Genomic DNA, 24,772 nt, shown 5'->3' on the forward strand with positions numbered 1-24,772 from the left:
CAAATAATGGTATTTTGTCATAAGGTGGAGGGTTTTATGAGAGTGGACATGTATCATACGAAAGTATTGAAGGCGCTCGAATCAGAAGATTACATTTCAGTACGAAGAAGAGTGCTACGTCAATTAGTAGAATCGTTAATTTATGAGGGGATTATTACACCGGTTCGCATAGAAAAAGAAGAACAACTTCTTTTTCTAATACAAGGACTTGATGAAGAAGGCAAAAGTGTCACGTACAAATGCTATGGCAGGGAACGGATGACATTTGGACGTATTTCGTTAGACTCATTAATAGTAAGAGTTCAAGATGAACAGCAAGAAATACAATCTGTCTCGCAATTTCTAGAAGAAGTTTTTCGGGTTACTAGTGTAGAACAAGCTAAATTAGATTCTTTTATACACGAATTAGAACAAACAATATTTAAAGACACGATTGCACAATATGAAAGAAATAATAAGAGAGAATATACTCAAAAATCTTACGATGAGTTCGAAAGCCATTTAATAGACGGCCATCCATATCATCCTAGTTATAAAGCACGTGTTGGATTTCAATATCGTGACAATTTTCAATATGGTTATGAATTTATGCAGCCAATAAAACTCATATGGATTGCAGCGCATAAGAATTATGCGACTGTAGGTTATGAGAATGAAGTGATGTATAACAACCTTTTAAAAGAGGAGATTGGCGATCGTAAATTAGAAGAGTTTATGGAACGAATTCGTAATAAGGGATGTAATCCAAAACAGTACGTGTTTATACCTGTTCACCCATGGCAGTGGGTGAATTTCATCATTTCAAATTATGCGGATCATATACAGGGGAAATTTATTATTTATTTAGGAACATCTGAGGACGATTATTGCGCGCAACAGTCAATGAGAACATTAAGAAATATTACGAGTCCAAAGAAACCGTACGTTAAATTATCGATGAATTTACTCAACACTTCAACACTTCGTACGCTGAAACCATACTCTGTTGTGAGTGCACCAGCAATATCAAATTGGTTAAATGATGTTGTAAGTAATGACGCCTATTTAATGGATGAAGCACGTTTAATCTTGTTAAATGAGTTTTCCAGTGTAACGTATGACACGAATAAAAAAGCTATATATGGTTCATTAGGATGTATTTGGCGCGAAAGCATTCATAAGTATTTAGATGCACAAGAAGATGCAATTCCTTTTAATGGTTTATACGCTAAAGAGAAAAATGGTACACCAATTATTGATGCGTGGTTGAATAAATATGGAATGAAGGATTGGCTACAATTACTTATTCAAAAAGCGATAATACCAGTTATACATCTTGTTGTAGAGCATGGCATCGCACTGGAATCACATGGACAAAATATGATTCTAGTCCATAAAGAAGGGGTGCCTGTTCGTATTGCGTTAAAGGATTTTCATGAAGGGCTTGAGTTTTATCGTCCATATTTGAAAACGGTTGACAAATGTCCCGACTTTACTAAAATGCATAAAACATATGCGAATGGAAAAATGAATGATTTCTTTGAAATGGATCGCATTGAATGTTTGCAAGAGATGGTGTTAGATGCACTATTCCTGTTTAATTTAGGAGAATTAGCATTCGTACTTGCGGATGAATATGGATTGAAAGAAGAACATTTTTGGATGATGGTTGTTGAAGAAATTGAAAATCATTTAAGAATATATCCACATTTGAAAGGTAGATTTGAAAATATTCAATTATATGCACCTACATTCTATGCTGAACAATTAACGAAACGTCGATTATATATGGATCTGGAATCGCTTGTTCATGAAGTTCCAAATCCATTGTATAGAGTAAGACAACTTATGAAACAAAAATCAGCTGTTACAGGGGGAAATTATGCTAATCGTTAATAAACAAGAGTATAGCAAAAGTGATTTTGAATCGAGATTACAAGTTTATGAGGAAATGGAACAATTTAAAGAAGCAGAAGGAAATAGATTTGCACTTTGTCTGAAAGATCCATTCGATATTATTACGATTGTGTTTTTCTTAAAAGAAAAGAAATCATCAGTATTACTTATACATGAAGATACACCAAAAGAAACAGCTATTGAAATGGCAAAGCGTGCAAATTGTGTAGGAATTTTATATGGAGAATATGGCGATTTTACAAAATTAGAAGTAGGGAACTTTTTACTAGAAGAGCCTTCTTTATTGCAATATAGTTCTGGAACTACAGGGGAACCGAAACTAATTCGTAGAGCATGGACGGAAGTTGATACGGAAATTACCGCTTATAATGAAGCTTTAAACTGTGAAGTAGATGAAGTGCCAATAGTTATGGCTCCTGTTTCACATTCATACGGACTAATATGTGGTACTTTATCAGCAATTAAGAGGGGGAGCCAGCCTGTAATCATTACGAATAAAAATCCTAAATTCGCATTAAATATAGTTCGCAATACAGAGAAACATATTATATATGCAGTACCACTTATGTTACACATTATGGGGAGTTTTCCATTAGGAACGTTCCAGTTTCATAAAATTATGACATCAGGATCGCCCTTGCCAGAAGCACTATTTTATAAACTAAAAGAAATGACAACATATATGATGCAGCAATACGGTTGTTCTGAAGCAGGTTGTATTAGTATATGTCATGATATGAAGAGCCATTTAGATTTAGGAAACCCTCTACCTCATGCGAGTATAAGCATAGGTTCAGATGAAAATGCACCGGAAGAAATCGTCGTGAAAATGAATGATAAGGAAATCTTCACGAAAGATTTAGGGTATAAATCTGAGCGTGGCATTCATTTTATGGGGCGTATGGACGATGTAATTAATGTTTCGGGATTAAAAGTCTTTCCTATAGAGGTAGAAGAAACGATGCTTCGATTGGAAGGTGTTCAAGAGGCAATTGTATATCGAGGGAAACATCCTGTCATGGGCGAAATAGTTAAAGCGAAAGTGATCTCTCATGTTGATCCAGTACAAATAAGAGAATGGTGTATTCAGCACTTACCTTCTTATAAAGTTCCCCATGAAATTGAAAGTGTAAATGAAATTCCTAAAAATAAAACTGGAAAAGTAAGTAGAAAGTTACTAGAGATGGGAGAGGTTACAACATGAGACGGGAAGCGTTAAAGAATGCCGTGTTAAAAATTATGATAGAAAAAATGGAACTGAAAAATGTAACGCATTTAGAAGAAACGATGCGCTTAAATCAAGATTTATATATAGATTCGGTAATGATGTTACAGCTTATCGTATACATAGAAATGGATATAAAGCTATGCGTTCCAGAGGATGAGGTAGATCCAAAGGCATTTCTTACTGTAGGATCTTTGCTTGATTTTATGGAGGAGTTACAAGAAGTAAATGTGAATAACTAACCTTTAGGAAAGTGGATGAGAGTATGACTTCAATAAAAGTGCACTGTTTAGTGAGTTGTTTTTGTGAAATTATAAAAAGGCGTAGCGACATTGATTTTCGTCCATTTTATTTTGGACTATGGGATGGAGATTTTGATATAACAGAAGGCGGAATTATTTCATATCACTCTGAAAACATTAACCATGATCATTATTTACTTTGGTTTGAAAAATTGTACGGTATTAAAGTAAACGAATGGTATGATCATGCAAAAGATAAAGATAGCAATGTAGAAACGTTTTTAGAATTAGTAGAAAACAAGCCGGAAAATCGTTATGTCATTGTAATGGTTGATATGTCTCTATTACCAGAGAGGGAAAATAAATTTCATCAAAAACCGTTTCCACATTATTTAATGATATCAAAAACAGAGAAAGAAGAAGAGTGGTTCATGCTAGATCCTGATTTTCGTTGGGAAGGAAATATGGAAAGAGAAAAAGTACTTCACTCTATTCAAGATAACCCATTTGGTGGAGGTTATTTCATTGATATAGAAGGAATTGGGGAGCCAACGCAAGAAACAGTAGCTAGTTATTTCACAGAAACATTCAAAAAGAACGACAATGAACTGACTATGGAACTGAAAAATTTAATTGTAAAAATGGCAAATGAGGAAGAAGGATATGCGCTTTCTGGTCTTGTAGCAGCAGTAAAACAAATACCAGTACTTGCAATTCGTAAATATAGTTATGAGCATGCCTTTGCATACTTCCGTGAAACGTTGCAATATTCGGAGCAAGAATTTGATTATTGGTGTGATCGGGTAGAGGATATTGTACAAGGATTTACAAATGTACAGTATCGTGCAATTAAAATGGCAATGACGAATAATAAAGGTATGCTAGTATCGATTATTGAAAAACTGGATGAAATGAATGCAATTGAACTGCAAATTAAGAAGGAATTAGAGAGACAGTTTCTATCATGGAAAGGTATGAAAACAAATCAGTCTGTCGCAACTTTTTAATAAGCTAACTGAATTTAAGATAGGGGAGTTTAATGCTATGAAATATTCGCTATGTACCATTTCATTTCGTCATCAATTAATTTCATTTACTGATATTGTTCAATTTGCATATGAAAACGGTTTTGAAGGAATTGAATTGTGGGGGACTCATGCACAAAATTTGTATATACAAGAACGCGAAACGACAGAACGAGAATTGACTTTTCTAAAGGATAAAAACTTAGAAATTACGATGATAAGTGATTACTTAGATATATCATTATCAGTAGATTTTGAAAAAACGATAGAGAAAAGTGAACAACTTGTAGTACTAGCTAATTGGTTTAATACGAATAAAATTCGCACGTTTGCTGGGCAAAAAGGGAGCAAGGACTTCTCGGAACAAGAGAGAAAAGAGTATGTAAAGCGAATACGTAAGATTTGTGATGTGTTTGCTCAGCACAATATGTATGTGCTGTTAGAAACACATCCCAATACACTAACAGACACATTGCCTTCTACTATAGAACTATTAGAAGAAGTAAATCATCCGAATTTAAAAATAAATCTTGATTTTCTCCATATATGGGAGTCTGGCGCAGATCCAATAGACAGTTTCCATCGATTAAAGCCGTTGACACTACATTACCATTTTAAGAATATATCTTCAGCGGATTATTTGCATGTGTTTGAACCTAATAATGTATATGCTGCAGCAGGAAGTCGTATTGGTATGGTTCCGTTATTTGAAGGTATTGTAAATTATGATGAGATTATTCAGGAAGTGAGAGGTACGGATCTTTTTGCTTCCTTAGAATGGTTTGGACATAATGCAAAAGAGATATTAAAAGAAGAAATGAAAGTATTAATAAATAGAAAATTAGAAGTAGTAACTTCGTAATGTGAAATGATGTGAGAGTCTCGTTTTAGAGGCTCTTTTTTTATGGTAAAAAATAACCAAAAATTTCCATGTATTTTAATTTGAATTTAACACAATTTATATATAAATAAGGAGGTGATTGGTAATGGCTAGAAATCGTAATTCTAATCAATTAGCATCACATGGAGCACAAGCAGCTTTAGATCAAATGAAATATGAAATTGCACAAGAGTTTGGTGTACAACTTGGCGCTGATACTTCTTCACGTGCAAACGGTTCTGTAGGCGGTGAAATTACAAAACGCCTTGTAGCGATGGCAGAACAACAACTTGGTGGCGGATATACTCGCTAATTGTAGAAGGTTATAGGAGAAAGGAAGGATTCTTCCTTTCTTTTTTTTCAATTAATTGGTATGGATATATTGTGAACTGGATTCAAAGAATAGGAATAATACTATAATTTCCCCAATTTCTTTTGTTGTGAATGGGAAGTAGTAAAGATGTAATAGCCCTGGTGGAATGAAAAGTTACGTTCCAGCGGGGCTATTATATGGTAAGAAATATATGATGAAAGGTTTCGAAGCCAACATGTTAAAAAAAGAAAACTGTTGTTTAATTGCGCTTGCATCAGTTCCACTTGTTATGACATTAGGGAATTCAATGCTCATCCCAATTCTGCCGACTATTGAAAAGAAATTACATATTTCATCGTTTCAAGTATCCATGATTATTACAATTTACTCTATCGTAGCCATTCTACTTATACCGATTGCTGGTTATTTATCAGATAGATGGGGACGAAAGATGGTAATGGTTCCGAGTTTGCTGATTGCAGCTATAGGAGGAGCGATAACTGGTTGGGTATCTTGGAAAGTTGATAATCCCTACAATTGGATATTGATTGGTAGAGCGATTCAAGGTATTGGTGCTGCTGGTGCAATGCCAGTTGTTATACCGTGTGTTGGTGATTTATACAAAGACGAAAAACAAGTTAGTACAGGTTTAGGAATCATAGAAACATCCAATACATTTGGGAAAGTGCTGAGCCCTATTTTAGGGTCTGCTCTTGCTGCCGTTGTATGGTTCTTACCATTTTGGGCGATTCCAATTTTATGCGTAGTATCAATTGTTTTATTACTTGTTCTAGTAAAGGCAAAGAAACAAGAAGGAGAAGTACCACCACTTAAAGAGTTTATAAAATCTATTCTGTCTACGTTTCGAGAAAAAGGAAGATGGTTAATTGCCATTTTTGCATTAGGTGCAATTATTATGCTTATTTTATTCGGAATTCTCTTTTATTTGTCGACTATACTGGAATCAAAGTATGACATTCATGGTATATGGAAAGGGTGTGTGCTTGCTATCCCGTTACTTGTACTGTCACTTAGTTCATATATGGCCGGTAAAAAAATTGGAGATAATCAAAATGTTATGAAGAAGTGTATCTATATTGGGTTTTTAATGGCAGCTGCATCAGTCATCATTCCTTTATTTATAAAAGGGATTTATTTACTACTTCTTTGTCTCGTTATTATGGGGATAGGGATTGGTATGGCACTCCCATGTTTAGATGCCCTCATTACACAAGGAATTGAAAAGGAGCAAAGGGGAACAGTTACGTCATTTTACAGTTCAATGCGATTTATCGGTGTAGCAGCTGGACCACCTTTATATTCTTTTTTCATGAAAGGGGCGGACCATGAAGTGTTTTATTTGACTAGTATTTTCGCTGCCATTGGTGCTGTCATAGCAATCATTTGGATTAAACCAGCAAAGGATGCAAAGGCGGTAAAACAGAAACCGGAACCTACTTCATAATTTGTAAGAGAATTGCATGATGTTTTGAGTAACATGCAATTCTCTTTCGTTCATTAAGAATAAATAACTTGTTTTAACATATAAAGTGCGACACCCCATATGATGAGACCAGAAAATTTATTTAATAATAAAATTGTCTTTCCGGTTGAGTCTAGTCTTTTTAGAAATTTCCCCGCTAAAGCTAAGCTTATAAACCAAATCCAAGAAACGATAATAGTTGCAAGTGTGAAAGCCCATTTTTCACTTCCTATGTATTGAATAGAATTTGTTCCAATTACACCGATTGTGTCTAAAATAGCATGTGGATTTAATAACGAAACTGATGCTGCGAAAAGGATTTGCTTTTTTAAGGGCATACTTTTTTCTTGTGTTACATCGTTGGAAGGGCTACTTCTCCAAATAACAAAGCCCATGTATAGGAGAAAGAAAAATCCAATTATATATAATGAGTTAGTTAGCCAAGAAAAAGTAAGGAGTACAAGGGAGACACCTTGCACTGCAATCAATATGAGTAACGTATCACATATAGAGGCAGTTAATACTACAGGGGCTGCCCTCCAAATGTTTGGTTGGCTCGCACCTTGGTTAAAGACAAAAACATTTTGTACACCTAATGGAATGATAAGTCCAAATGCAAGAATGATACCATGAATAATTGCTTCACTCATCATATTACCTCCTATTTTAATTCATTATGATAGTGTATATTGTATAGAAGAAATGAAAATTTGTATCCATCCATATGGTTGGGGAGGTTACCAACCAAAAAGAATATAAGGTGATATGATGGAAAGATTCGTTTGGAAACCGGATATGTCTCTAGCGACGCCGCTGTATAAACAAATAGAAACGTATATAAAAGAAAGGATCGTTAATGGAGAATGGACCGTTGGAACGAAATTACCTTCACAAAGAGATTTGGCCCATACATTTGGTGTGAATCGAAGCACAATTGTAATGGCTTTCGATGAACTAGTTGCGAAGGGATATATTGAAGGGAATGGCAGGAAAGGAACAATTGTTGTAAATAATAATGAGAATGTTTCAACTTACGCACCCCCGCCTAATTGGCAGTCTTATGTAGAAACAGGACTTCATTATCCGAATCTCCCAGCTATTCAAGAGATTAATCAAGCTGAATTTTACCCACATGTAATTCGGTTAGGAACAGGTGAGCTCGCGCCGAGTCTCTTACCTGAGAAAAAGATGAAAGAAATTATGAATAACCTTTTAAAGTCAAATGTGACGCTTGGGTATGAAGAGCCGAAAGGAAATCTTTATTTAAGGGAAAAGATTTCCGAATACTTAAAGGAGCATGGCGTATATGTATCTCCTGACTCTATATTAATTGTTTCAGGAGCAATTCAAGCGCTGCAACTTATTTCTATGGGGCTTCTTTCGAAAGGGGCATCAATCTTATTAGAGAAACCATCCTATTTATATTCGCTTAATGTTTTTCAATCAGCAGGAGTACGTTTAATTGGAATCCCAATGGATGAAAGCGGGTTACATACATCATATATTAAGAAATATAAGAAGCAATTTAATGCCTCTATTTTATATACAATCCCGTCTTTTCATAATCCAACGAACTTTAGTATGAATGCGAAGAAACGAATAGAAGTGATGGAAATATGTAATGAAATTGGATTACCTATTATAGAGGACGCAGTGTATCAAGACTTATGGTTTGATGCACCTAGTTCGAAACCTTTAAAGGCCTATGATAAAAATGGAATCGTACTACATATTGGAAGCATGTCCAAAGTAATTAGTCCAGGTTTAAGAATTGGATGGATTGTTGGACCCGAGCCAGTAATTCAAAGATTGTCAGACATAAAGATGCAAACAGATTATGGTTCAAGCACTATATCCCAGCAAATTGCAGCAGAGTGGTTTACAAATGGTCTATATGATGAGCATTTGCGATTTGTAAGAAGTGAATTGAAAAAACGAAGAGATTTTATGTTACTAATGTTAGATAAATATCTTCGTGAAATAGCAACTTGGCATGAACCAACAGGCGGGTTTTATATATGGGTACATATAAAAGTACCCATTTCATATCGCAGTTTATTTGATAAAGCTCTGCAAGAAAAGGTTTTATTAAACCCAGGTACTTTATATGATAGAAGTGCAAATCAATTTTTGCGCCTATCGTATTCATACGCAACGTTAGAAGAAATTGAAATAGGTATAAAAAAACTTGCACAACTAATGAAAAAGTAAGAGGAGAAAGTAATGAAACAATATGTAATTTGCCAAATGATCAATGGAGAAAAATATTTAGCTGCTTATGCGGAGACGAAGCAAGAGGCGATTGAAAAAGCAGAACTGTTAGGATTAAGAACGGGAAATCGTTACATAGTTATACTGCAGAAGAAGCCGAAGGCTTAACGTATCCTTAAACAATGTATGAGATTATATAGGAAGTAAATAAGTCTAGTAATATAAGAATTTACTAGGCTTATTTACTATTAAGTTGTTAAACGTTCTCGTATTTATACGCAAAGTAATAATATTATGAGTCAAGTTGACGAAAAAATCGATTTGTCTTTCGGTCTTGATTTCCTTTTCTATACTCATCAATATATTGCCTAAAGTTCCAAGCTTGTAAAAATTTATTAGCAGAGTTATAACCAGAATTGTAAAGCCAGTCTTTTTCTTCCTTCGTCAGTTCAAAATTAGTACTTGTAATCGTTCCTGTTGGAATTGTAATTGTTCTTGCTTTTGATTCCTTATCTAAATGACGTAAATCATGAGCTTGCATCATTGTTTTAAATAGTCCTTTGAACATAGAAATAGGCTCGTTATAGTGAGCAGGGTCAGCTTGAATCTCATCTTTTACAAAATGAAATCCGAAAGTCGGCCAGCGAGGAGCGGTAGGTGAATCGAAGATCCAAATTGGATAATTACTTAGAATTCCTCCGTCAACCATATAACAAGGCTGCTTCCATTTTGGAGTTCTCCATTTTACGGGTTCAAAGAAGAAGGGGATTGTACTACTCATTCTTACCGCTTTAGCGATAGAGAAGCGATAATTTAAAAATCCATAGTTTGGTAAGTCGTCAGGAAAGACAACCATTTTACCATTACTAATATCAGAAGCGATGATTTTGAGTTTGTTTAGATCCGGTAAATCAGTAAATAAATGAACACCTTTTTTTCGAAGTAATTCTTCAATCCATTCTTCTATAAATACATTAGAGTATATACCTAGAGTAGTCCATGCACTTAGTCCTTTTCCGATAAAGGGGATTTTGTCAATAAAGGTTTTCTTCGTAAATTTATTATAATCGATATCAGTTATAATGGTTTTTAGCTCTGAACAAGAATATCCTGCAGCTAAAAGTGCCGCGATAATTGCACCAGCTGATGTTCCAGCTACACGTTCCCATTCATAACCTTTTTCGGCTAACGCGCAAATTGCCCCAACATGCGCAATACCGCGCACACCGCCTCCTTCAAAAACACCATCAATCTTCATTAAACATACTTCCTTTCAAATAAAAGATTTGGAAATGGCAAAAAAGCACGTATTGTACGTGCTTTTTTACAATGGTTTTTAAGTTTACTAGCAGCCTACAAAGCCGCCCCAACAGCTAGCTCCGATGATGATTAGAAGGATGAATAAAACGATTAATAAAGCGAAACCTCCGTAACCACAACCACCACAGCTACCGCCGTAACCGTAACCGCCGCAACTATATCCGTAACCCATGTGGAATTCCTCCTTATATTAAAAATAAAAATGAACGAGGGGAAAATGTACTGGAAGAACTAAAGAACTATCGTGTTTGTAGGAACAATGTATAGTATGCTTTTTTAAACTTGTTCGCGTACGAAGGATAAGCCCGTTTTTTGGAGGCTTGTTGATTTTGTAAAGAATGAAGTATAATCTTTGTACTATGATATAAATAAGTATGTAAATGTAAGGAGAATTTATGAATAAAAAAATTGAAGTATTAATTGATAAATATGAACTAACACACTTGAAAGAGGAACTTATTAATACTGTATTTCCTTGTATAAAAGTTGTGCCAAAGCAGCAGGAAACTGTTGCGATAGGTAGTTCGAAAATGGGAGGAGTTCCTGATTTACCAGCTTTATTTGAATATCCAAAGCATAAAGGAAATCCACTACAATTTATCGCGCAATTTAACTTAAGTGATTTACAAAACGTTGGTATGGATCACAATCTTCCTAAGACGGGGATGCTGTATTTCTTTTGCATTGAAAATTATTTTGAAGAAAATGTGAAGCTAACAGAGGCTGGGGGTGTACTTTATTATGATGTTCCTGTAGAGCAATTACGAAGAGGAAATGAAGTACAAGCGAAATATAACCAGTGTGCAATTACTTTTGAACTGACATACAAATTACCAGAACTTTTCATTGAAGATGAGGCTGATTCAGATCGTTTCTTGCAATTACTTGAAGAGCTAATTCCGGATAACTACGATAACCATCAAATGTTTGGTGAGCCATTCTCTGTACAAGAAGAAGTGTTATATGAGACGGGAGAATATATGGGAGTAGACCCGCAGCAAATGACTCTTTTATTCCAAATTGATTCAGATCATAAAAATTGTAATATGGTTTGGGGAGAACTAGGGATGCTATATTTCTGTATTAGTAATGAAGATTTGAAAAATCAACGTTTTGAAAATACATGCTGCGTATTACAAACATGCTAATGAAAAAAGGTTGTTCTTTTAAAAAGAACAACCTTTTTATGTGAATTAGTTAATATGCATAATCTCATATGACCTATACGAAAAAGTATTGTATACTCTGAAACTATACGATACTTTTTCGTATAGTTATAGAATATAAGGAGTGACAAGATGGGAAAGACAAGTAAGTATGTGACAGCTGCCGCACTTTGTTCAACTATAGTAATGGGAGGCTTACAAGCGTCATCTGTATCTTATGCAGCTACAAATCCGACTACAGTGACAGCACAATCAGATGTAAAGTTATTAGATGATTTCAGAAAAGAATTAAAAAAACAGATTGATAATCGAGAAGAGAATATTACAATCACATATAAAACAAAAGATAGAAATGCTAGAAATATTATGGATCAATTGTATGGTGAGTTTAATAAAATTGTAGATGCTGATGAGTATGTAAAATATAATGTAGCGTCTACTAGATATTCTATTAAAGGAATGCCAGGGGACTATACGTTTACACTGCAAGTAAAATACCGTGAATCAAAAGAACAAACTCAATATGTAAAAGCTCAGGCGAAATCAATTGTTGGATCAATTGTAAAACTAGGGATGGATGAGCATGAGAAAGTAAAAGCTATTCACGATTACGTTGTTAAGCATGTGTCTTATGATACGTCTTATCAAGCGTATACAGCATATGAAGCATTAGCGAATCGTTCTGCCGTTTGCCAAGGATATACATTATTAACGTATGAGTTGTTAAAAGAGGCAGGTATTCAAAATCATATTGTAACAGGCACAGGAAATGGACAAGCTCACGCGTGGAATTTAGTGAACATTGAAAACAAATGGTATCACCTAGATACTACATTTGATGATCCAGTACCAGATAAAGCAGGGCGTGTAACTTACTCATATTTTAATATGTCTGACGAACAGTTAAGTAAAGATCATGAATGGGATCGTAGCAAATATCCAGCGGCAACTACAAGTTATTTTGGTGAATTAACAAATAAAATAAAAGCTGGTAGCTCAAAAACTGTCGTATATGAGCAGATGTTAAAAGAAACAAATTTACAATACTTATCTGCAGAATACGGAGCAGAAAATTATAATGAATTTAAGAAAAAGTTGCAGCAACAGTTTGCAGCCAAGCCAGAAAAAGTAGAAGTGCGATATAAGCAGTCCATGGATGGAACGATGCAAGATATAAAGAAAGTATTAAATGAAATAAATTGGCCAAAAGGTGCAAAGCGTGTGTCTTATCAAGTAGCGCCTTACAGTGCATTGGCGGGTTATTCATTAGCGACAATTACATTTACGTATTAAGCAATGGGAAAAAGCATCTGTAAAAGGTGCTTTTTTTATTAATTGATTGCTTTTGAATATTAAGAATTGTGTGATAGAATAAATGGATAAGGATGTAAATGTGGAATGAACTTGTTCGAAAGTAATATTTTTACATTGATATATACTTGTTTAGTAATCGGACTTATCGTTTTGTTTTTCATATCATTTACTTTGTTTATTAGAAGAGTATTACAAAGCAGTGCTGCAAAGAAACACCACGTGATTAATATGAACCAGAAGCTAGATCGAATCATTGAATTGCTTGAAAAAGATAAGAAATAGCGATAGAAGAGGTATGAAAAGGGGAAAGAGAATGGCCAATTATATAAAAGAATTACGTGAAAAAGTAGGACATGATTATGTTTTCTTAAACTTTGCCGGTGGTTGTGTATTTAATAAAGAAGGAGAAGTATTACTGCAAAAAAGAGGAGACTTTAACGCTTGGGGATTTCCAGGTGGTGCAATGGAGATAGGAGAATCAGCTGCGGAAACTGCAATCCGAGAAATCAAAGAAGAAACCGGGTATGATGTAGAAATAAATGAGCTTATTGGAGTGTATACAAAATATTTTCAATCATATCCAAATGGAGACAAGGCTCAGTCAATTGTGATGTTCTTTTCATTCTCAATAGTTGGAGGTGACAAAAAAGTAGATGGTGATGAAACGCTGGATTTGAAGTTTTTCCCATTAGACGACATGCCACCGTTATTTTGTAAACAACATGAAGATTGCCTGCAAGATTTATTGGAGAAAAGAGTAGGGGTATATCGTTAACATATAAAAAAGAAGCTAAATGAAGATTAGCTTCTTTTTTATGTTTAATTTATTTCCACCAATCATCAAACATTGACGCTGGTACTTGTCTTTTATGCTCACTCACTGTGTAACGTTTTTCAATTTTCTCTGCAACGTCAGCTGGAACTGCTTTACCTTCTAAATAATCATCTAATTGATCATAAGTAATACCTAACTCTGTTTCATCAGCTTGACCTGGTTTTTCATCTAATAAATCAGCTGTTGGCATTTTTAAGTAAAGTCGCTCGTCTGCACCTAACTCTTGTAATAATGCACGTCCTTGGCGCTTCGTTAATCCCGTTAATGGTAATAAATCTGCACCACCATCTCCGAATTTTGTAAAGAACCCTGTTACAGCTTCTGCAGCGTGATCTGTTCCGATAACAAGTAGCCCTTTTTGTCCACCAATTGCATATTGAGTAACCATACGGATACGTGCTTTCACGTTACCTTTATTGAAATCTGTTAATGATTCACCCAATAAGTTTTCATATTGATTTGAAAAAGCATCAACAGTTGAAGCAATATCAAATGCAACAGATTGATCTGCTTGAATGAATTGTAATGCTAATTGTGCATCATCTTCATCTTTTTGTACTTTATAAGGAAGACGCACGGCGATAAACGTTGCATTACCACCTTCGTTACGAATTTCTTCAACTGCAAGTTGTGCTAAGCGTCCTGCTAATGTAGAGTCTTGTCCGCCGCTAATACCAAGTACAAATCCTTTTGCACCTGTTTTTTTTACATAATCCTTTAAGAAATCAACTCGTTTACGAATTTCAACTTTTGGATCAATTACAGGCTGAACATGTAATGCTTTCATAATCTGTTCTTGTAATGTCATTATGTTTCCTCCTATTCATATTAAAGCGGTAATTAAGTTTATATGTATAATGGTACATACTTCTATCCTTTATTATTTCGCAAAATTAACGAATATACAATAGGATGTGTGTATGAATATGAATGTAGTCATTATAAATAAAGTACTACGTATAAGCAATTTTTTTAAACCTTTCAAAAATGTAAGGTTTTTGTCATTTGAATCGATGGAAGGTATTTCCGCACTTTACTAATATAAAAACATAGATAGTAGAAGGGCGGAGAAGTAATATGAACATTAGAGAACTAGCATATCGGAATGTAACCCGAAATAGACGGACATACTCAGCCTATTTTTTGAGTAGTGCATTTGCAATTATGGCCTTTTTTGTGTATTCATTTTTTGCGTTTCATCCGGCATTAAGTGCAGGAGAATTAGGTCAGTACGTATTCGTAAGTATGTCTTTTGCACAGTCTATTATTTACTTATTTACATTCTTCTTTATTTTATATTCGATGGGAATGTTTTTAAAAACGAGAAAGCGTGAACTAGGGATTTTAATGATGTTAGGTATGACGAAATATCAATTAAAGCGTCTAATCTTTTTTGAAAATATTATGATTGGAATAGGGGCAATTATTTTTGGTATTCTTTCAGGTATGTTATTTTCAGGGGTATTACTATTTGTCGCTCCGATGATATTGAAACTAGATATCTCCTTATCCTATTACATACCGATGAAAGCAATTGTTGTAACGAGTATTATGTTTTTTATTTTATTTATGATCATATCATTGTTTAGTGCAGGAATGATTCGTAAAAATAAGATTATGAAGTTGTTTAGAGGATCGGCAGAGGCGAAACCTGAACCGAAAGCATCAATCATTTCTTCCATATTAGCAGTAGTATTGCTTAGTGCTGGCTATGTAGGAGCTCTTCTATCACATGGAGCAATGGTATTTATTATGATGATTCCTGTTACAACGGTAGTTATTATTGGGACGTATTTGTTGTACAAGCAGCTGAGTGTCTTTATTATTCGATTATGTAAAAAAAGTAAACGTTTTTATTGGACACAGACTAATATTATTACGTTATCAGATTTAGCGTATCGCATGAGAGATAACGCAAGAATGTTCTTTATTGTAACCATTATTTCTACTGTAGCATTTTCCGCAATAGGGACATTAGTTGGCTTCGCATCCATGACGAAAGGGATAATGGAGAGACCGATTTCGTTTCATTACCATTCTAAGCAAGGGAATAGTAACGAATCACAGCATATACAAATGATTGACAAAGGATTAAAGAAACATAGTATAGCAGCTTCAAAAACTAATATTTCGACAAAGAAAACGGAGGAACAGTCGTTAAGAAGCGCCATTTTTATAAAAGAATCAGACTATAAGAAATATGCAAAGTTAACAGGAGAACCATTTAATACTGTAGCAAATAAAGAAGTTGTATTTTTGTCAGCTAATATACCAGGGCCAACGATGAAAGAAAGAAAAGAAATTACTTTACCTAATATGAATGAAAATTTAAAAGTGAAAAAAGTTACTTCATCTTCATTGGGGAAAATATTAAGAGGAAATGTTTATGTAATCTCTAATAATCAATATGATTCATTACAAGATGGGTTTATAGAGACAAAAGATTATATGTATAAAACTGAAAGAACGAAAGATGAGATTGAAATTGGTAAAGAGCTTACGCATCAAATTAAACCGTATCAAGAATATTCAACGTTTAGTGCGGAAGAGTACGAGCAAAACCAAAGTTTACAAATTGCAGGACCGATTTTATTTGTAGGTTTCTTTATTGGTATAGTATTTTTCGTTTGCGCAGGAAGTTTCCTTTACTTCCGTTTATTCTCCGATTTGGAGGATGATGTTCGTTTGTTCGAAATGATTCGTAAAGTTGGATTGACAAGTAGGGAATTATCGAAGGTAGTTACAATTCGATTGGCGCTTTTATTCTTCGTTCCAATTGGTGTTGCAACATTACATGGAGCAGTAGCCTTAACGGCGTTAGGGCAAATGTTTGAGTACTCATTGTTTAAAGAAAATACAGTTGTATTAAGTATTTTCATAGTTATTCAAGTTGTATACTTCTTACTTATAAGATCCCGTTATGTAAAACAATTGAAAGAGAGATTACGTATGCATTAAATGTGTTTTTTTAACTCGAGTACAAAATTTTCTAAAAAGAGGCAAGTATTGTCAAAAAGTGATAAAATGGAAAAAGCGAGGTGAAAAAATTAATAGAGAGTAAGGGGGGAGAAATATGAAAGCAACAGGAGTTATTCGAAAAGTAGACGAATTAGGACGAATTGTTATCCCTAAAGAATTACGCGATGTATTGGGAATACAAATCAAATCACCGCTTGAAATTTTTGTAGAAGCAGATAAAATCATTTTACAAAAATATCAACCTTACAATGCTTGCCAAATCACAGGTGATGTTTCAGGGCAGAATATTACATTAGCAAATGGAAATATTACAGTTGGTATAGAGGGAGCGGAATATTTAGTAAAAGAAATAGAAAAGTTTTTAAACAAGAGTGAGGTTTAGTCTTAATTTATATTATTTTTCAAATACATATCATTCTTTTAAAAGACTGTAAGAGGACCATTAATTGGTCCTCTTATTTTGGTTATTAGTTGAACGACTCGGGTTGTTACTTCCTACAAATCATAGGGAAAATAAAGAAGTATTATAGAGGTAGTAAATGATGTTGAGAAATATTTGAAAAGAAGGAAAACAAAAAGAATAAAACGAATGTTACATTTACACGTATTCAAAAGTGGTCTGAAATGAAAATAATACATTTTCAGGAGGGATTACGATGAGTAGTACAGTGAATAAACAAAAAGGTATACAATTGATTCCGTTTACCGTAAATAAGGTGGTAGAACAAGTAAATGAAATTCCACCAGGTGTACAACTGATTCACGCTCCGCAAGTATGGGAAAAGAGTATGAAGGGGCAAGATGTAGTCGTTGCCGTATTAGATACAGGGTGTGATACTAATCATATAGATTTAAAAGATCGTATTATCGGCGGAAGAAATTTCACAAAAGATTATGAAGCTGATCCAAATGTGTATCTTGATAATAACGGACATGGTACTCATGTTGCGGGAACGATTGCCGCGACTGAAAATGGTGTCGGTGTATTAGGAGTTGCACCACTTGCTAAAATGTTAGTATTAAAAGTTTTAGCGGGAGATGGTTCTGGAAGTTATGAGCAAATTATTGAGGCAATTCATTATGCTGTAAATTGGAGAGGGCCGAATCAAGAGAAAGTGAGAATTATTTCAATGTCACTTGGTGGTCCGCAAGATGTTCCAGAATTACATGAAGCAATTCAAAATGCGGTAAAGCAGGATGTTCTCGTTGTATGTGCTGCTGGAAATAATGGAGATTGCGATGATGAAACAGAGGAACTAGACTTTCCGGGTGCGTACTCCGAGGTAATTGAAGTTGGTGCCGTTAATTTAGAGCGGAAGATTGCATGTTTTAGTAATTCAAATCAAGAAATTGATCTAGTAGCGCCAGGTGATGAAATATTATCTACGTATCCAGAAGGAAAATATGCTGTGTTAAGTGGAACTTCCATGGCGACGCCGCATGTTGCTGGAGCGCTCGCCTTGCTCATTAAACAGTGTGAGAAAGAATACGGTCGAAAGTTATCCGAGCCGGAAATATATGCACAACTCATTAAAAGAACTGTACCTTTAGGGTACGAACGTACATCTGAAGGGAATGGATTAATAGATTTATTAAAAGAATAGCCATATTAAAAAAACATCTCATATGAATATGAGATGTTTTTTTAATATGGCTCTGTCGCATGTAATACAACTTGTAATAAACCTGGGAATCTAGCATTTAAATCTTCTTCACGAATTGAAATGAAACGTTGTGTTCCTTCAAGGCGCGTGTACATAACACCTGACTCACGTAAAACTTTGAAATGGTGAGATAAAGTTGATTTTGCAACAGGGATGTTTAAAGCACCGCAAGATTGTTCATTTTTCTCTAGTAACATATTTACAATTTGTAAACGAATTTGATCGCTAAGTGCATATAAGACAGAAGAAAATTGAATTTCTTCTCGATTTGGATGATAGAGTGTACGCATATTTCACCTACTTGTATAAGTTAAGATATTTGCACTATAACATATAAAGTGGTATATTTCTATTGTTCGAATATATTCGAACAATAGAAATATAGGGGGAGAAAAAATGAAGTATATAAAATTGCAAAAGGCAGGATTAAATATTTCAAAGTTGGGTTTAGGTACAAATGCAGTAGGGGGACATAATTTATATGCTGATGTGAATGAAGAAGAAGGAAAGCGATTAGTAGAAGAAGCTATTCAGCAAGGGATTACATTTTTTGATACAGCAGATTCATATGGTTTCGGTAGATCAGAGGAATTAGTAGGAGAAGTATTAAAGGGAAAACGTCATGAGTTTATACTTGCTACAAAAGGTGGAATTCAACCGTTGTTAAATGGAGAAACTTATATTAACAATGAACCAAGTTATTTAAGGAATGCTGTGGAAAATAGCTTAAGAAGATTACAGACTGATTATATTGATTTATATTATTTACATTTTACAAATCCTGAAACAAGTTACATAGATTCAATCGGAGAGCTTACTCATTTAAAAGAAGAAGGGAAAATTCGTTCAATTGGAATATCGAACGTAAACATAGAACAATTAAAAGAGGCGAATCAACATGGTCATATAGATGTTGTACAATCTCCATATAATATGTTAGAACGTACAGCTGAGGAAGAACTGTTGCCGTATTGTATAGAAGCGGGTATTTCATTTATTCCATATGGGCCTCTTGCTTTTGGAATATTAGGCGGAAAATATACAGAAGATTTTAAATTAAATGAAGTCGATTGGCGTCAAAATGTAAATCTATTTGAAGAAAATACATATAAGAGTAATTTTAAGAAAGTGAATAAGTTAAAAGGGCTAGCTAAAGAAAATGATATTGAAGTGTCTCATTTAGCGTTAGCATGGTTATTAAATAAAGAAGGGATTGATACTGTTATACCTGGTGGAAAGCGGGCAGAGCAGGTAAGAGAAAGTGTGAAAGCGGTAGGTGTTGCATTGAATGAAAGAGTCATGAAAGAAATCCAATCTATTTTAGAAGATTAGTTAAACAGAGGGAGGAGAGTACCCTCTGTTTATATAAGGAGAAGGTCTAAATGAACAGAGTACTAGCTGTATTTTTTATGATAATGTTTATGATCGGTACAGATACTTTCTTAATTTCACCACTGTTGCCGACATTGCAACAGGTGTATCATGTTTCAACTGAGTTGTCAGGATGGATGGTGAGTTCGTATGCTTTAGGGTATGCTGGATTTGCGCTTGTGGCTGGTCCTATATCAGATGGATTAAACAGAAAAAAAGTAATGGTACTAGGTATGAGTTTTTTTGCAATAAGTACGTTTTTTTGTGGAATTGCACCGAGTTTTTTATGGATACTAACATTTAGATTTTTAGCAGGTGTAAGTGCAGCTTTTGTATCTCCACAAGTGTGGGCATCTATTCCGCTCCTTATAGAGAAGAAGCAAATTGTGAAAGCAATTGGGGTTGCAACAGCAGGGTTATCAATCTCTCAAATTTTAGGGCTGCCACTGGGAGCTTATTTAGCAACGATACATTATACAATTCCATTCTATTTCATTGGTATATTATCAGCACTACTTGTCATTCTTATTTATGTTGTATTACCAGAAATACAGTCGGTTCATATAGGTGGAAATAAAAAAGCGATTTTACAGCGTTATAAACAATTACTTACAGATTCAAGGGTTTCACTTTCTTATTTTGCATACTTTGTTTTTCAAACCGGAAATTTTGCTGCATTTTCATTTTTTGGTGTATGGCTTTCCATTCAATTTGGCTTACAAGTTCATGAAGTAGGTACAGCTATGCTCGTATTAGGATTAGGAAATTTAATTGGTAATATTTTTGGTCCTAGAATCGTAAATAAAATTGGTTATAACCTTTCTTTCTATGGTGGAATTATATTTACAGCAGTGCTATATGTATTACTTCCTCATGTAAAGAACATTGTATTGGTGGAGTTATTGTTCTTTGCTTTATTTTTTGTGACAGGAATTTTGTTTGTATTAATGATGAGGCACTTACAAAACATATCTAGTGTAGCAAGAGGAACAGGAGCCGCGCTTGCAAATGCTTCTATGTACATTGGTCAAATGATTGGTGCGGCAATAGCTGGAATGTTATTTGCAATATCTCACAATTTTATACTAGTAGGTAGTTTTACTGCTTTACTATATATAGGAGCTTTATTTTTGTTTAGAAAAAGTGAAAAACTTACTGAAAGTAGTGAAACAGGAATTGCATCATAAAGCTTGTATAAATATTTCGCAAATCAGAATTAATAAGAGTGTGAATACATGAATGTGCTTTTAATTAAAGTGGTTACTAAAAGTATAGAAATAGTAGAAGAAATGTATTGTAACAAAGTTATGAGGAATCAAAAAATAAAAATCCCTATAAAGATAGGGATTTATATATCGGCATATAGTTCCTTGGAAAAGGATATACTTAGTTTAGCATATCGGACTACTTATATTTGTGAAATAGATGTGAAAGTAATGTGAAAAATGCCGAAGGAAAAAACTATTTAAATAGAGGGCAATTTAGATGGGGATATGGATTTTACATAAATGTTGTGTTATATTTCTACTTATCTGTTAATAATTACATATTTTAATTTTATTGGGGATAAAAGGGAGAGGTTTAAATGCAATGGTATTTGAAAGCTCTAAAGAATTATGGGAATTTTAGTGGTAGAGCTACGCGAAAAGAGTACTGGATTTTTAGTTTATCCAATATCGTAATTTTTTGGCTACTGTTATTTTTATCATCATTTTCAGAGGTGTTAGTTGCTATTATTGCGTTGCTATTTATGTTAGTAATGATTATACCAAGTTTTTCGGTTGGTGCACGACGATTACATGATATTGGGAAAACGGGATGGTGGCAACTATTAAATTTTGTACCGTTTGGTAGCATTGTTTTACTTGTATTTTTTATCATTGAAAGTGAAGAAAATGACAATCAATACGGACCAAATCCGCATTCAGATTTAAAAGAAGCGATTTAATAAACTTATTTAGTTTGTAGCATTACTAGTTCAATTATTTTATCTATTATTAAAATGGTTTGCGTGGGCTAATATTATTAGGTTGATCTTTAGGTCTAGATGACTTTTGAAACTGTAAAAATGGAAAGATAAAGGCAGAGAGAATATAGCATGGAAAGAAAAAAATTCTAAATAAAAAGCACTGTTTTAGCTAAAACAGTGCTTTTCTCTTTGATTGAACAGTTGCAGCATTTTCATCATGTATACCTACATCTTTAATAATTCGTTGTTTTGCTTTATTTAATAGATGGTTTACTGCTTCGCCAAAATAGTTAGCTTCGCTTTTTGTGCGGGCTTCTCGTAAACATTTATAGTTTTCTAGCAGTTCCTCTTTTTCGGAGTTTGTTAAGAAATCTTCTATTTTCTTTTTTGTCATACGAAACACCCTTTCTCCTGACAAACGACGCAATAGAAAATATTTATTTCTCATTATAACAATAATTTTAAAAGAAAGTATACACTAACGTCGCAATAATTTGTCAATTTCTTGAATCTTCTCATCAGCTTTCCCAATTTGCGTATTTTTAGCCTGTTCGCCACCAAGAGCTTGATGTAGTAAAAAAGTTTGGCCGGAAATAGCAGTTACAATGGATACTTTTATAATTTCTTTTATTGCGGTGACATCGAATAAAACGAGCCCAAGAAGTGCGGCTAGGCTACCAGTAAAAATATCAGTTAAAAATCCAAAATGAAAAAATGTTTTCAAACGGCGTGGAAGCAATAACTTACCTTGGTTATTGATTAGATGGGAAACGAAGCCGGTAATGCCACCAACGAGAACAGCGGTTAGCCATTGATACATTTCCATCGAATCCACTCCTTTTAGTGAATAAGATTCGATTATTTTATATTGATTCCTTTTAATATTTCATATAAGCATATTGAGAAAGTTTGTTTGGGTATATTTTTTATTCAAATTAATTATAACAGAAAATTTAGATATATTTCAGTCTATTATATGAATCATTTTTACAATAATATGAATGCAGAAAGGGGTGCGTGATATAAATATAGATTATCGAATAAGAAGTGTAGATGGTTATACAAAAAAAATAGGGGAATTAGTAAGCCTGCTTGAGCATACGAGAGCTGTAACATTAGGCGAAGTAAAAAATTTATCAGTTGAGCAATTAGATTTAATTATGCAAAGCAGCGGAAATTCAATTGGCGCCTTATTAAAGCATATAGCAGCTATTGAAAAAGTTCATCAGCTTATTTCATTTCAAGATCGTGACTTTACAAAAGAAGAATTAGAAATATGGGAAGATGCACTGTATTTAGGGGAAGCGGGTAGAGCAATCCGTGGTCATGAAATAAAGTATTATGTACAACTTCTACAAAGTGTTCGAGAAGAATCTCTGAAGTATTTAAGTGAACAAGGTGATGAGTGGCTCATGTCAGAAAGAAAGTGGCCTAACGGTGTAGCATATAACCAGCACTATCTATGGTTTCATGTGCTAGAAGATGAAATTAGTCATCGAGGACAAATTAGAATGCTCAAAAACAAGTTATTTGAAAATTACGTAAAATAATGTAGCTTTTTATAGGAGAATTCCATATAATGAGAATAATTAAAATAAGAACGGGGTGATGTATTATGGCGAAAATAACTTATATGAATAATCAACCAAATACAAAGGTGGATGGAAAGGGCGATATTATATAAGGTAATTCGCAATCCTTCCACTTAGTACAAACTAGGGAGGATATTTATTTGAATCAAAATATTTTAGAATCTTTCGGCTGGGATTCATTTTTTGAAGAACAAGTTACAGAGAAAAATTATGAAGTAGGTCGTATTTTACTTGAGCATAAGCATGTATATCGCATTATTTGTAATGATGGTGAATATATGGCAGAACTGTCTGGGAAGTTTCGGCATGAAGCGATTACGAAAGGCGATTATCCAGCAGTTGGTGATTGGGTGTATATAAAGAAAATAGAAGATGAAAAGAAAGCGATTATTCATCGTATTTTCCAGCGAAGAAGCTCTTTCTCAAGACAAGAGGCTGGAACAAGAACAGAAGAACAGATTATAGCAGCAAATGTAGATTATTTATTTTTAGTGAATGCACTTAATCATGATTTTAATGTTAGAAGGATGGAACGTTATTTATTATTAGCGTATGAAAGCGGCGCTATGCCAGTTATTGTTTTAACAAAGAGTAGTATATGTAATGATGTGGAAGAGAAAATTGTAGAAACGGAAGCTATAGCAATTGGTGTTCCTATTTTCGTTGTTGATAGTTTAGAGCATACAGGTATAGATTCGTTGAAACAATTCGTTTCTTCAGGGAAAACAATTGCTTTAGTTGGATCATCAGGGGTAGGAAAGTCAACTTTGTTAAATGCTCTAATAGGAATTGATGTAGCAAAAACGGGAGATATACGTGAAGAGGATAGTAGGGGGAGGCATACGACAACGCATCGAGAATTATTCCAATTGCCTAGTGGCGCTCTCGTGATTGATACGCCTGGCATGAGGGAATTGCAACTTTGGGAAGGCAGCGAAGCGATTCAAACAGCATTCTCTGATATTGAAGAACTTGCGACAACATGTCGTTTCCGTGATTGTAAGCATGAGAATGAACCAGGATGCGCGGTGTATAGTGCAATTGAAAACGGACTTATTACGATAGATCGTTTGAAAAGCTATAAAAAATTACAAAGAGAACTGGCGTATTTTATGAGGAAACAAGATGCAATCCTTGCCAGAGCAGAGCGTGATAAATGGAAGAAAATTTCTAAACAACATAAAAAAATGTAAAAACCAAAGGGGCCCCTTTGGTTTTTTCTATTTGTAAATTTTATAATAATATTATTCATATATATAGACAAAGGGAAATTAATTGTTTAAACTT

At 34.1% G+C, this 24,772-nt stretch carries 28 protein-coding genes and 1 pseudogene; 22 read left to right on the forward strand and 7 right to left on the reverse strand.

Going from position 1 to position 24,772, the window contains the following annotated elements:
• Positions 1–36: 36 nt before the first annotated feature.
• From ACS2CR_RS19965 to ACS2CR_RS19995, 7 genes are all read left to right on the forward strand, one after another.
• The gene (locus ACS2CR_RS19965) at positions 37–1,875 is read left to right on the forward strand and encodes an IucA/IucC family protein (protein ID WP_001261836.1); all 1,839 of its coding nucleotides are present in this window, start codon (positions 37–39) and stop codon (positions 1,873–1,875) included.
• Positions 1,862–3,100, forward strand: a complete 1,239-nt coding sequence (locus ACS2CR_RS19970; protein ID WP_000909579.1) for an AMP-binding protein — start codon at positions 1,862–1,864, stop codon at positions 3,098–3,100. Before ACS2CR_RS19965 ends, ACS2CR_RS19970 begins: the two co-directional genes overlap by 14 nt.
• Positions 3,097–3,363 (forward strand): petrobactin biosynthesis protein AsbD, encoded by a 267-nt coding sequence (asbD, locus tag ACS2CR_RS19975; RefSeq protein ID WP_001250558.1) that lies wholly within the window; start codon positions 3,097–3,099, stop codon positions 3,361–3,363. Before ACS2CR_RS19970 ends, asbD begins: the two co-directional genes overlap by 4 nt.
• 23 nt (positions 3,364–3,386) lie before the next feature.
• Positions 3,387–4,370, forward strand: coding sequence for a DUF6005 family protein (locus ACS2CR_RS19980; RefSeq protein ID WP_000200704.1), 984 nt, complete (start codon positions 3,387–3,389; stop codon positions 4,368–4,370).
• Between the two features lie 37 nt (positions 4,371–4,407).
• A complete protein-coding gene (locus ACS2CR_RS19985; protein WP_153602620.1) occupies positions 4,408–5,250 on the forward strand; it encodes a sugar phosphate isomerase/epimerase family protein in 843 nt (280 codons plus the stop codon).
• Positions 5,251–5,374: 124 nt separating this feature from the next.
• Positions 5,375–5,581, forward strand: coding sequence for an alpha/beta-type small acid-soluble spore protein (locus ACS2CR_RS19990; RefSeq protein ID WP_000113545.1), 207 nt, complete (start codon positions 5,375–5,377; stop codon positions 5,579–5,581).
• Between the two features lie 235 nt (positions 5,582–5,816).
• Positions 5,817–7,046: an MFS transporter gene (locus ACS2CR_RS19995; RefSeq protein WP_033667350.1), complete on the forward strand. Its 1,230-nt coding sequence runs from the start codon at positions 5,817–5,819 to the stop codon at positions 7,044–7,046.
• 53 nt (positions 7,047–7,099) lie between these two features.
• On the opposite strand, the gene ACS2CR_RS20000 is transcribed toward ACS2CR_RS19995, so the two are convergent.
• Positions 7,100–7,714: a LysE/ArgO family amino acid transporter gene (locus ACS2CR_RS20000; protein ID WP_001287305.1), complete on the reverse strand. Its 615-nt coding sequence runs from the start codon at positions 7,712–7,714 to the stop codon at positions 7,100–7,102.
• Positions 7,715–7,832: 118 nt separating this feature from the next.
• Here ACS2CR_RS20000 and ACS2CR_RS20005 point away from each other — a divergent pair, with 118 nt between their 5' ends.
• Positions 7,833–9,275: a PLP-dependent aminotransferase family protein gene (locus tag ACS2CR_RS20005; RefSeq protein ID WP_000439399.1), complete on the forward strand. Its 1,443-nt coding sequence runs from the start codon at positions 7,833–7,835 to the stop codon at positions 9,273–9,275.
• A gap of 12 nt (positions 9,276–9,287) precedes the next feature.
• Positions 9,288–9,454: pseudogene (locus ACS2CR_RS20010) on the forward strand (DUF3933 family protein).
• Positions 9,455–9,567: 113 nt separating this feature from the next.
• Here ACS2CR_RS20010 and ACS2CR_RS20015 read toward each other — a convergent pair.
• Both ACS2CR_RS20015 and ACS2CR_RS20020 read right to left on the reverse strand, forming a co-directional pair.
• Positions 9,568–10,533 (reverse strand): patatin-like phospholipase family protein, encoded by a 966-nt coding sequence (locus ACS2CR_RS20015; protein ID WP_000686789.1) that lies wholly within the window; start codon positions 10,531–10,533, stop codon positions 9,568–9,570.
• Between the two features lie 87 nt (positions 10,534–10,620).
• A complete protein-coding gene (locus ACS2CR_RS20020) occupies positions 10,621–10,767 on the reverse strand; it encodes a YjcZ family sporulation protein (protein WP_000540425.1) in 147 nt (48 codons plus the stop codon).
• 223 nt (positions 10,768–10,990) lie between these two features.
• Between ACS2CR_RS20020 and ACS2CR_RS20025 the strand changes: the two genes are divergently transcribed.
• From ACS2CR_RS20025 to ACS2CR_RS20040, 4 genes are all read left to right on the forward strand, one after another.
• The gene (locus ACS2CR_RS20025) at positions 10,991–11,743 is read left to right on the forward strand and encodes a YwqG family protein (protein WP_001034835.1); all 753 of its coding nucleotides are present in this window, start codon (positions 10,991–10,993) and stop codon (positions 11,741–11,743) included.
• A 150-nt stretch (positions 11,744–11,893) separates the two neighbouring features.
• Positions 11,894–13,054, forward strand: a complete 1,161-nt coding sequence (locus ACS2CR_RS20030) for a transglutaminase domain-containing protein (RefSeq protein ID WP_000520856.1) — start codon at positions 11,894–11,896, stop codon at positions 13,052–13,054.
• 105 nt (positions 13,055–13,159) lie between these two features.
• A complete protein-coding gene (locus tag ACS2CR_RS20035) occupies positions 13,160–13,357 on the forward strand; it encodes a DUF4083 domain-containing protein (RefSeq protein WP_001048102.1) in 198 nt (65 codons plus the stop codon).
• Positions 13,358–13,388: 31 nt separating this feature from the next.
• On the forward strand, positions 13,389–13,850 hold the full coding sequence (locus ACS2CR_RS20040; protein ID WP_000024999.1) for an NUDIX hydrolase: 462 nt from the start codon (positions 13,389–13,391) through the stop codon (positions 13,848–13,850).
• A 49-nt stretch (positions 13,851–13,899) separates the two neighbouring features.
• Here ACS2CR_RS20040 and nadE read toward each other — a convergent pair whose 3' ends face one another.
• Positions 13,900–14,718, reverse strand: a complete 819-nt coding sequence (nadE, locus tag ACS2CR_RS20045) for an ammonia-dependent NAD(+) synthetase (protein WP_000174901.1) — start codon at positions 14,716–14,718, stop codon at positions 13,900–13,902.
• A 269-nt stretch (positions 14,719–14,987) separates the two neighbouring features.
• Between nadE and ACS2CR_RS20050 the strand changes: the two genes are divergently transcribed.
• The 3 genes from ACS2CR_RS20050 to ACS2CR_RS20060 all read left to right on the forward strand — a co-directional run bounded on the left by ACS2CR_RS20050 (position 14,988) and on the right by ACS2CR_RS20060 (position 18,493).
• Positions 14,988–16,868: an FtsX-like permease family protein gene (locus ACS2CR_RS20050; RefSeq protein ID WP_001026002.1), complete on the forward strand. Its 1,881-nt coding sequence runs from the start codon at positions 14,988–14,990 to the stop codon at positions 16,866–16,868.
• Between the two features lie 115 nt (positions 16,869–16,983).
• Positions 16,984–17,271 carry an AbrB/MazE/SpoVT family DNA-binding domain-containing protein gene (locus ACS2CR_RS20055; protein WP_000648325.1) on the forward strand — a complete coding sequence of 96 codons (288 nt, stop codon included), beginning with the start codon at positions 16,984–16,986 and terminating at the stop codon, positions 17,269–17,271.
• A 274-nt stretch (positions 17,272–17,545) separates the two neighbouring features.
• A complete protein-coding gene (locus tag ACS2CR_RS20060; RefSeq protein WP_000099753.1) occupies positions 17,546–18,493 on the forward strand; it encodes a serine protease in 948 nt (315 codons plus the stop codon).
• Positions 18,494–18,534: 41 nt separating this feature from the next.
• Here ACS2CR_RS20060 and ACS2CR_RS20065 read toward each other — a convergent pair whose 3' ends face one another.
• Positions 18,535–18,843: an ArsR/SmtB family transcription factor gene (locus ACS2CR_RS20065; protein ID WP_001259906.1), complete on the reverse strand. Its 309-nt coding sequence runs from the start codon at positions 18,841–18,843 to the stop codon at positions 18,535–18,537.
• Positions 18,844–18,949: 106 nt separating this feature from the next.
• On the opposite strand from ACS2CR_RS20065, the gene ACS2CR_RS20070 reads away from it, so the two are divergent.
• From ACS2CR_RS20070 to ACS2CR_RS20085, 4 genes are all read left to right on the forward strand, one after another.
• Positions 18,950–19,885: an aldo/keto reductase gene (locus tag ACS2CR_RS20070; RefSeq protein WP_053512685.1), complete on the forward strand. Its 936-nt coding sequence runs from the start codon at positions 18,950–18,952 to the stop codon at positions 19,883–19,885.
• 50 nt (positions 19,886–19,935) lie between these two features.
• On the forward strand, positions 19,936–21,111 hold the full coding sequence (locus tag ACS2CR_RS20075) for an MFS transporter (RefSeq protein WP_053512686.1): 1,176 nt from the start codon (positions 19,936–19,938) through the stop codon (positions 21,109–21,111).
• Between the two features lie 48 nt (positions 21,112–21,159).
• On the forward strand, positions 21,160–21,366 hold the full coding sequence (locus ACS2CR_RS20080; RefSeq protein ID WP_001101741.1) for a hypothetical protein: 207 nt from the start codon (positions 21,160–21,162) through the stop codon (positions 21,364–21,366).
• Positions 21,367–21,509: 143 nt separating this feature from the next.
• Positions 21,510–21,872 (forward strand): DUF805 domain-containing protein, encoded by a 363-nt coding sequence (locus ACS2CR_RS20085; protein WP_001198794.1) that lies wholly within the window; start codon positions 21,510–21,512, stop codon positions 21,870–21,872.
• Positions 21,873–22,062: 190 nt separating this feature from the next.
• Here the strand turns inward: ACS2CR_RS20085 and ACS2CR_RS20090 are convergent, their stop codons facing one another.
• Positions 22,063–22,287: a hypothetical protein gene (locus tag ACS2CR_RS20090; protein WP_000162603.1), complete on the reverse strand. Its 225-nt coding sequence runs from the start codon at positions 22,285–22,287 to the stop codon at positions 22,063–22,065.
• An 84-nt stretch (positions 22,288–22,371) separates the two neighbouring features.
• Positions 22,372–22,719 (reverse strand): DUF4257 domain-containing protein, encoded by a 348-nt coding sequence (locus ACS2CR_RS20095; RefSeq protein WP_000426317.1) that lies wholly within the window; start codon positions 22,717–22,719, stop codon positions 22,372–22,374.
• A 196-nt stretch (positions 22,720–22,915) separates the two neighbouring features.
• On the opposite strand from ACS2CR_RS20095, the gene ACS2CR_RS20100 reads away from it, so the two are divergent.
• Both ACS2CR_RS20100 and rsgA read left to right on the forward strand, forming a co-directional pair.
• Complete coding sequence (locus ACS2CR_RS20100; RefSeq protein ID WP_001018100.1) at positions 22,916–23,443, forward strand: DinB family protein; 528 nt, start codon at positions 22,916–22,918, stop codon at positions 23,441–23,443.
• Between the two features lie 182 nt (positions 23,444–23,625).
• A complete protein-coding gene (gene rsgA, locus ACS2CR_RS20105) occupies positions 23,626–24,678 on the forward strand; it encodes a ribosome small subunit-dependent GTPase A (RefSeq protein ID WP_053512687.1) in 1,053 nt (350 codons plus the stop codon).
• Positions 24,679–24,772 lie beyond the last annotated feature (94 nt).

The organism is Bacillus cereus group sp. BceL291 (genome assembly GCF_051776705.1).
GTDB classification, from domain to species: Bacteria; Bacillota; Bacilli; order Bacillales; family Bacillaceae_G; genus Bacillus_A; species Bacillus_A cereus.

Excerpts from the sequence above, each read along its gene's own strand:
- ACS2CR_RS20035 (WP_001048102.1), top strand. The coding sequence starts at position 13,160 with ATGAACTTGTTCGAAAGTAATATTTTTACATTGATATATACTTGTTTA.
- ACS2CR_RS20080 (WP_001101741.1), top strand. The coding sequence starts at position 21,160 with ATGAATGTGCTTTTAATTAAAGTGGTTACTAAAAGTATAGAAATAGTA.
- ACS2CR_RS20055 (WP_000648325.1), top strand. The coding sequence starts at position 16,984 with ATGAAAGCAACAGGAGTTATTCGAAAAGTAGACGAATTAGGACGAATT.
- ACS2CR_RS20090 (WP_000162603.1), bottom strand. The coding sequence starts at position 22,287 with ATGACAAAAAAGAAAATAGAAGATTTCTTAACAAACTCCGAAAAAGAG.
- asbD (WP_001250558.1), top strand. The coding sequence starts at position 3,097 with ATGAGACGGGAAGCGTTAAAGAATGCCGTGTTAAAAATTATGATAGAA.
- ACS2CR_RS20050 (WP_001026002.1), top strand. The coding sequence starts at position 14,988 with ATGAACATTAGAGAACTAGCATATCGGAATGTAACCCGAAATAGACGG.
- nadE (WP_000174901.1), bottom strand. The coding sequence starts at position 14,718 with ATGACATTACAAGAACAGATTATGAAAGCATTACATGTTCAGCCTGTA.
- ACS2CR_RS19990 (WP_000113545.1), top strand. The coding sequence starts at position 5,375 with ATGGCTAGAAATCGTAATTCTAATCAATTAGCATCACATGGAGCACAA.
- ACS2CR_RS20000 (WP_001287305.1), bottom strand. The coding sequence starts at position 7,714 with ATGAGTGAAGCAATTATTCATGGTATCATTCTTGCATTTGGACTTATC.
- ACS2CR_RS20020 (WP_000540425.1), bottom strand. The coding sequence starts at position 10,767 with ATGGGTTACGGATATAGTTGCGGCGGTTACGGTTACGGCGGTAGCTGT.
- ACS2CR_RS19995 (WP_033667350.1), top strand. The coding sequence starts at position 5,817 with ATGTTAAAAAAAGAAAACTGTTGTTTAATTGCGCTTGCATCAGTTCCA.
- ACS2CR_RS20085 (WP_001198794.1), top strand. The coding sequence starts at position 21,510 with ATGCAATGGTATTTGAAAGCTCTAAAGAATTATGGGAATTTTAGTGGT.
- ACS2CR_RS20075 (WP_053512686.1), top strand. The coding sequence starts at position 19,936 with ATGAACAGAGTACTAGCTGTATTTTTTATGATAATGTTTATGATCGGT.
- ACS2CR_RS20040 (WP_000024999.1), top strand. The coding sequence starts at position 13,389 with ATGGCCAATTATATAAAAGAATTACGTGAAAAAGTAGGACATGATTAT.
- ACS2CR_RS20095 (WP_000426317.1), bottom strand. The coding sequence starts at position 22,719 with ATGGAAATGTATCAATGGCTAACCGCTGTTCTCGTTGGTGGCATTACC.
- ACS2CR_RS20005 (WP_000439399.1), top strand. The coding sequence starts at position 7,833 with ATGGAAAGATTCGTTTGGAAACCGGATATGTCTCTAGCGACGCCGCTG.
- ACS2CR_RS20060 (WP_000099753.1), top strand. The coding sequence starts at position 17,546 with ATGAGTAGTACAGTGAATAAACAAAAAGGTATACAATTGATTCCGTTT.
- ACS2CR_RS19980 (WP_000200704.1), top strand. The coding sequence starts at position 3,387 with ATGACTTCAATAAAAGTGCACTGTTTAGTGAGTTGTTTTTGTGAAATT.
- ACS2CR_RS19965 (WP_001261836.1), top strand. The coding sequence starts at position 37 with ATGAGAGTGGACATGTATCATACGAAAGTATTGAAGGCGCTCGAATCA.
- ACS2CR_RS20070 (WP_053512685.1), top strand. The coding sequence starts at position 18,950 with ATGAAGTATATAAAATTGCAAAAGGCAGGATTAAATATTTCAAAGTTG.
- ACS2CR_RS19970 (WP_000909579.1), top strand. The coding sequence starts at position 1,862 with ATGCTAATCGTTAATAAACAAGAGTATAGCAAAAGTGATTTTGAATCG.
- ACS2CR_RS20030 (WP_000520856.1), top strand. The coding sequence starts at position 11,894 with ATGGGAAAGACAAGTAAGTATGTGACAGCTGCCGCACTTTGTTCAACT.
- ACS2CR_RS20025 (WP_001034835.1), top strand. The coding sequence starts at position 10,991 with ATGAATAAAAAAATTGAAGTATTAATTGATAAATATGAACTAACACAC.
- ACS2CR_RS19985 (WP_153602620.1), top strand. The coding sequence starts at position 4,408 with ATGAAATATTCGCTATGTACCATTTCATTTCGTCATCAATTAATTTCA.
- ACS2CR_RS20065 (WP_001259906.1), bottom strand. The coding sequence starts at position 18,843 with ATGCGTACACTCTATCATCCAAATCGAGAAGAAATTCAATTTTCTTCT.
- ACS2CR_RS20015 (WP_000686789.1), bottom strand. The coding sequence starts at position 10,533 with ATGAAGATTGATGGTGTTTTTGAAGGAGGCGGTGTGCGCGGTATTGCG.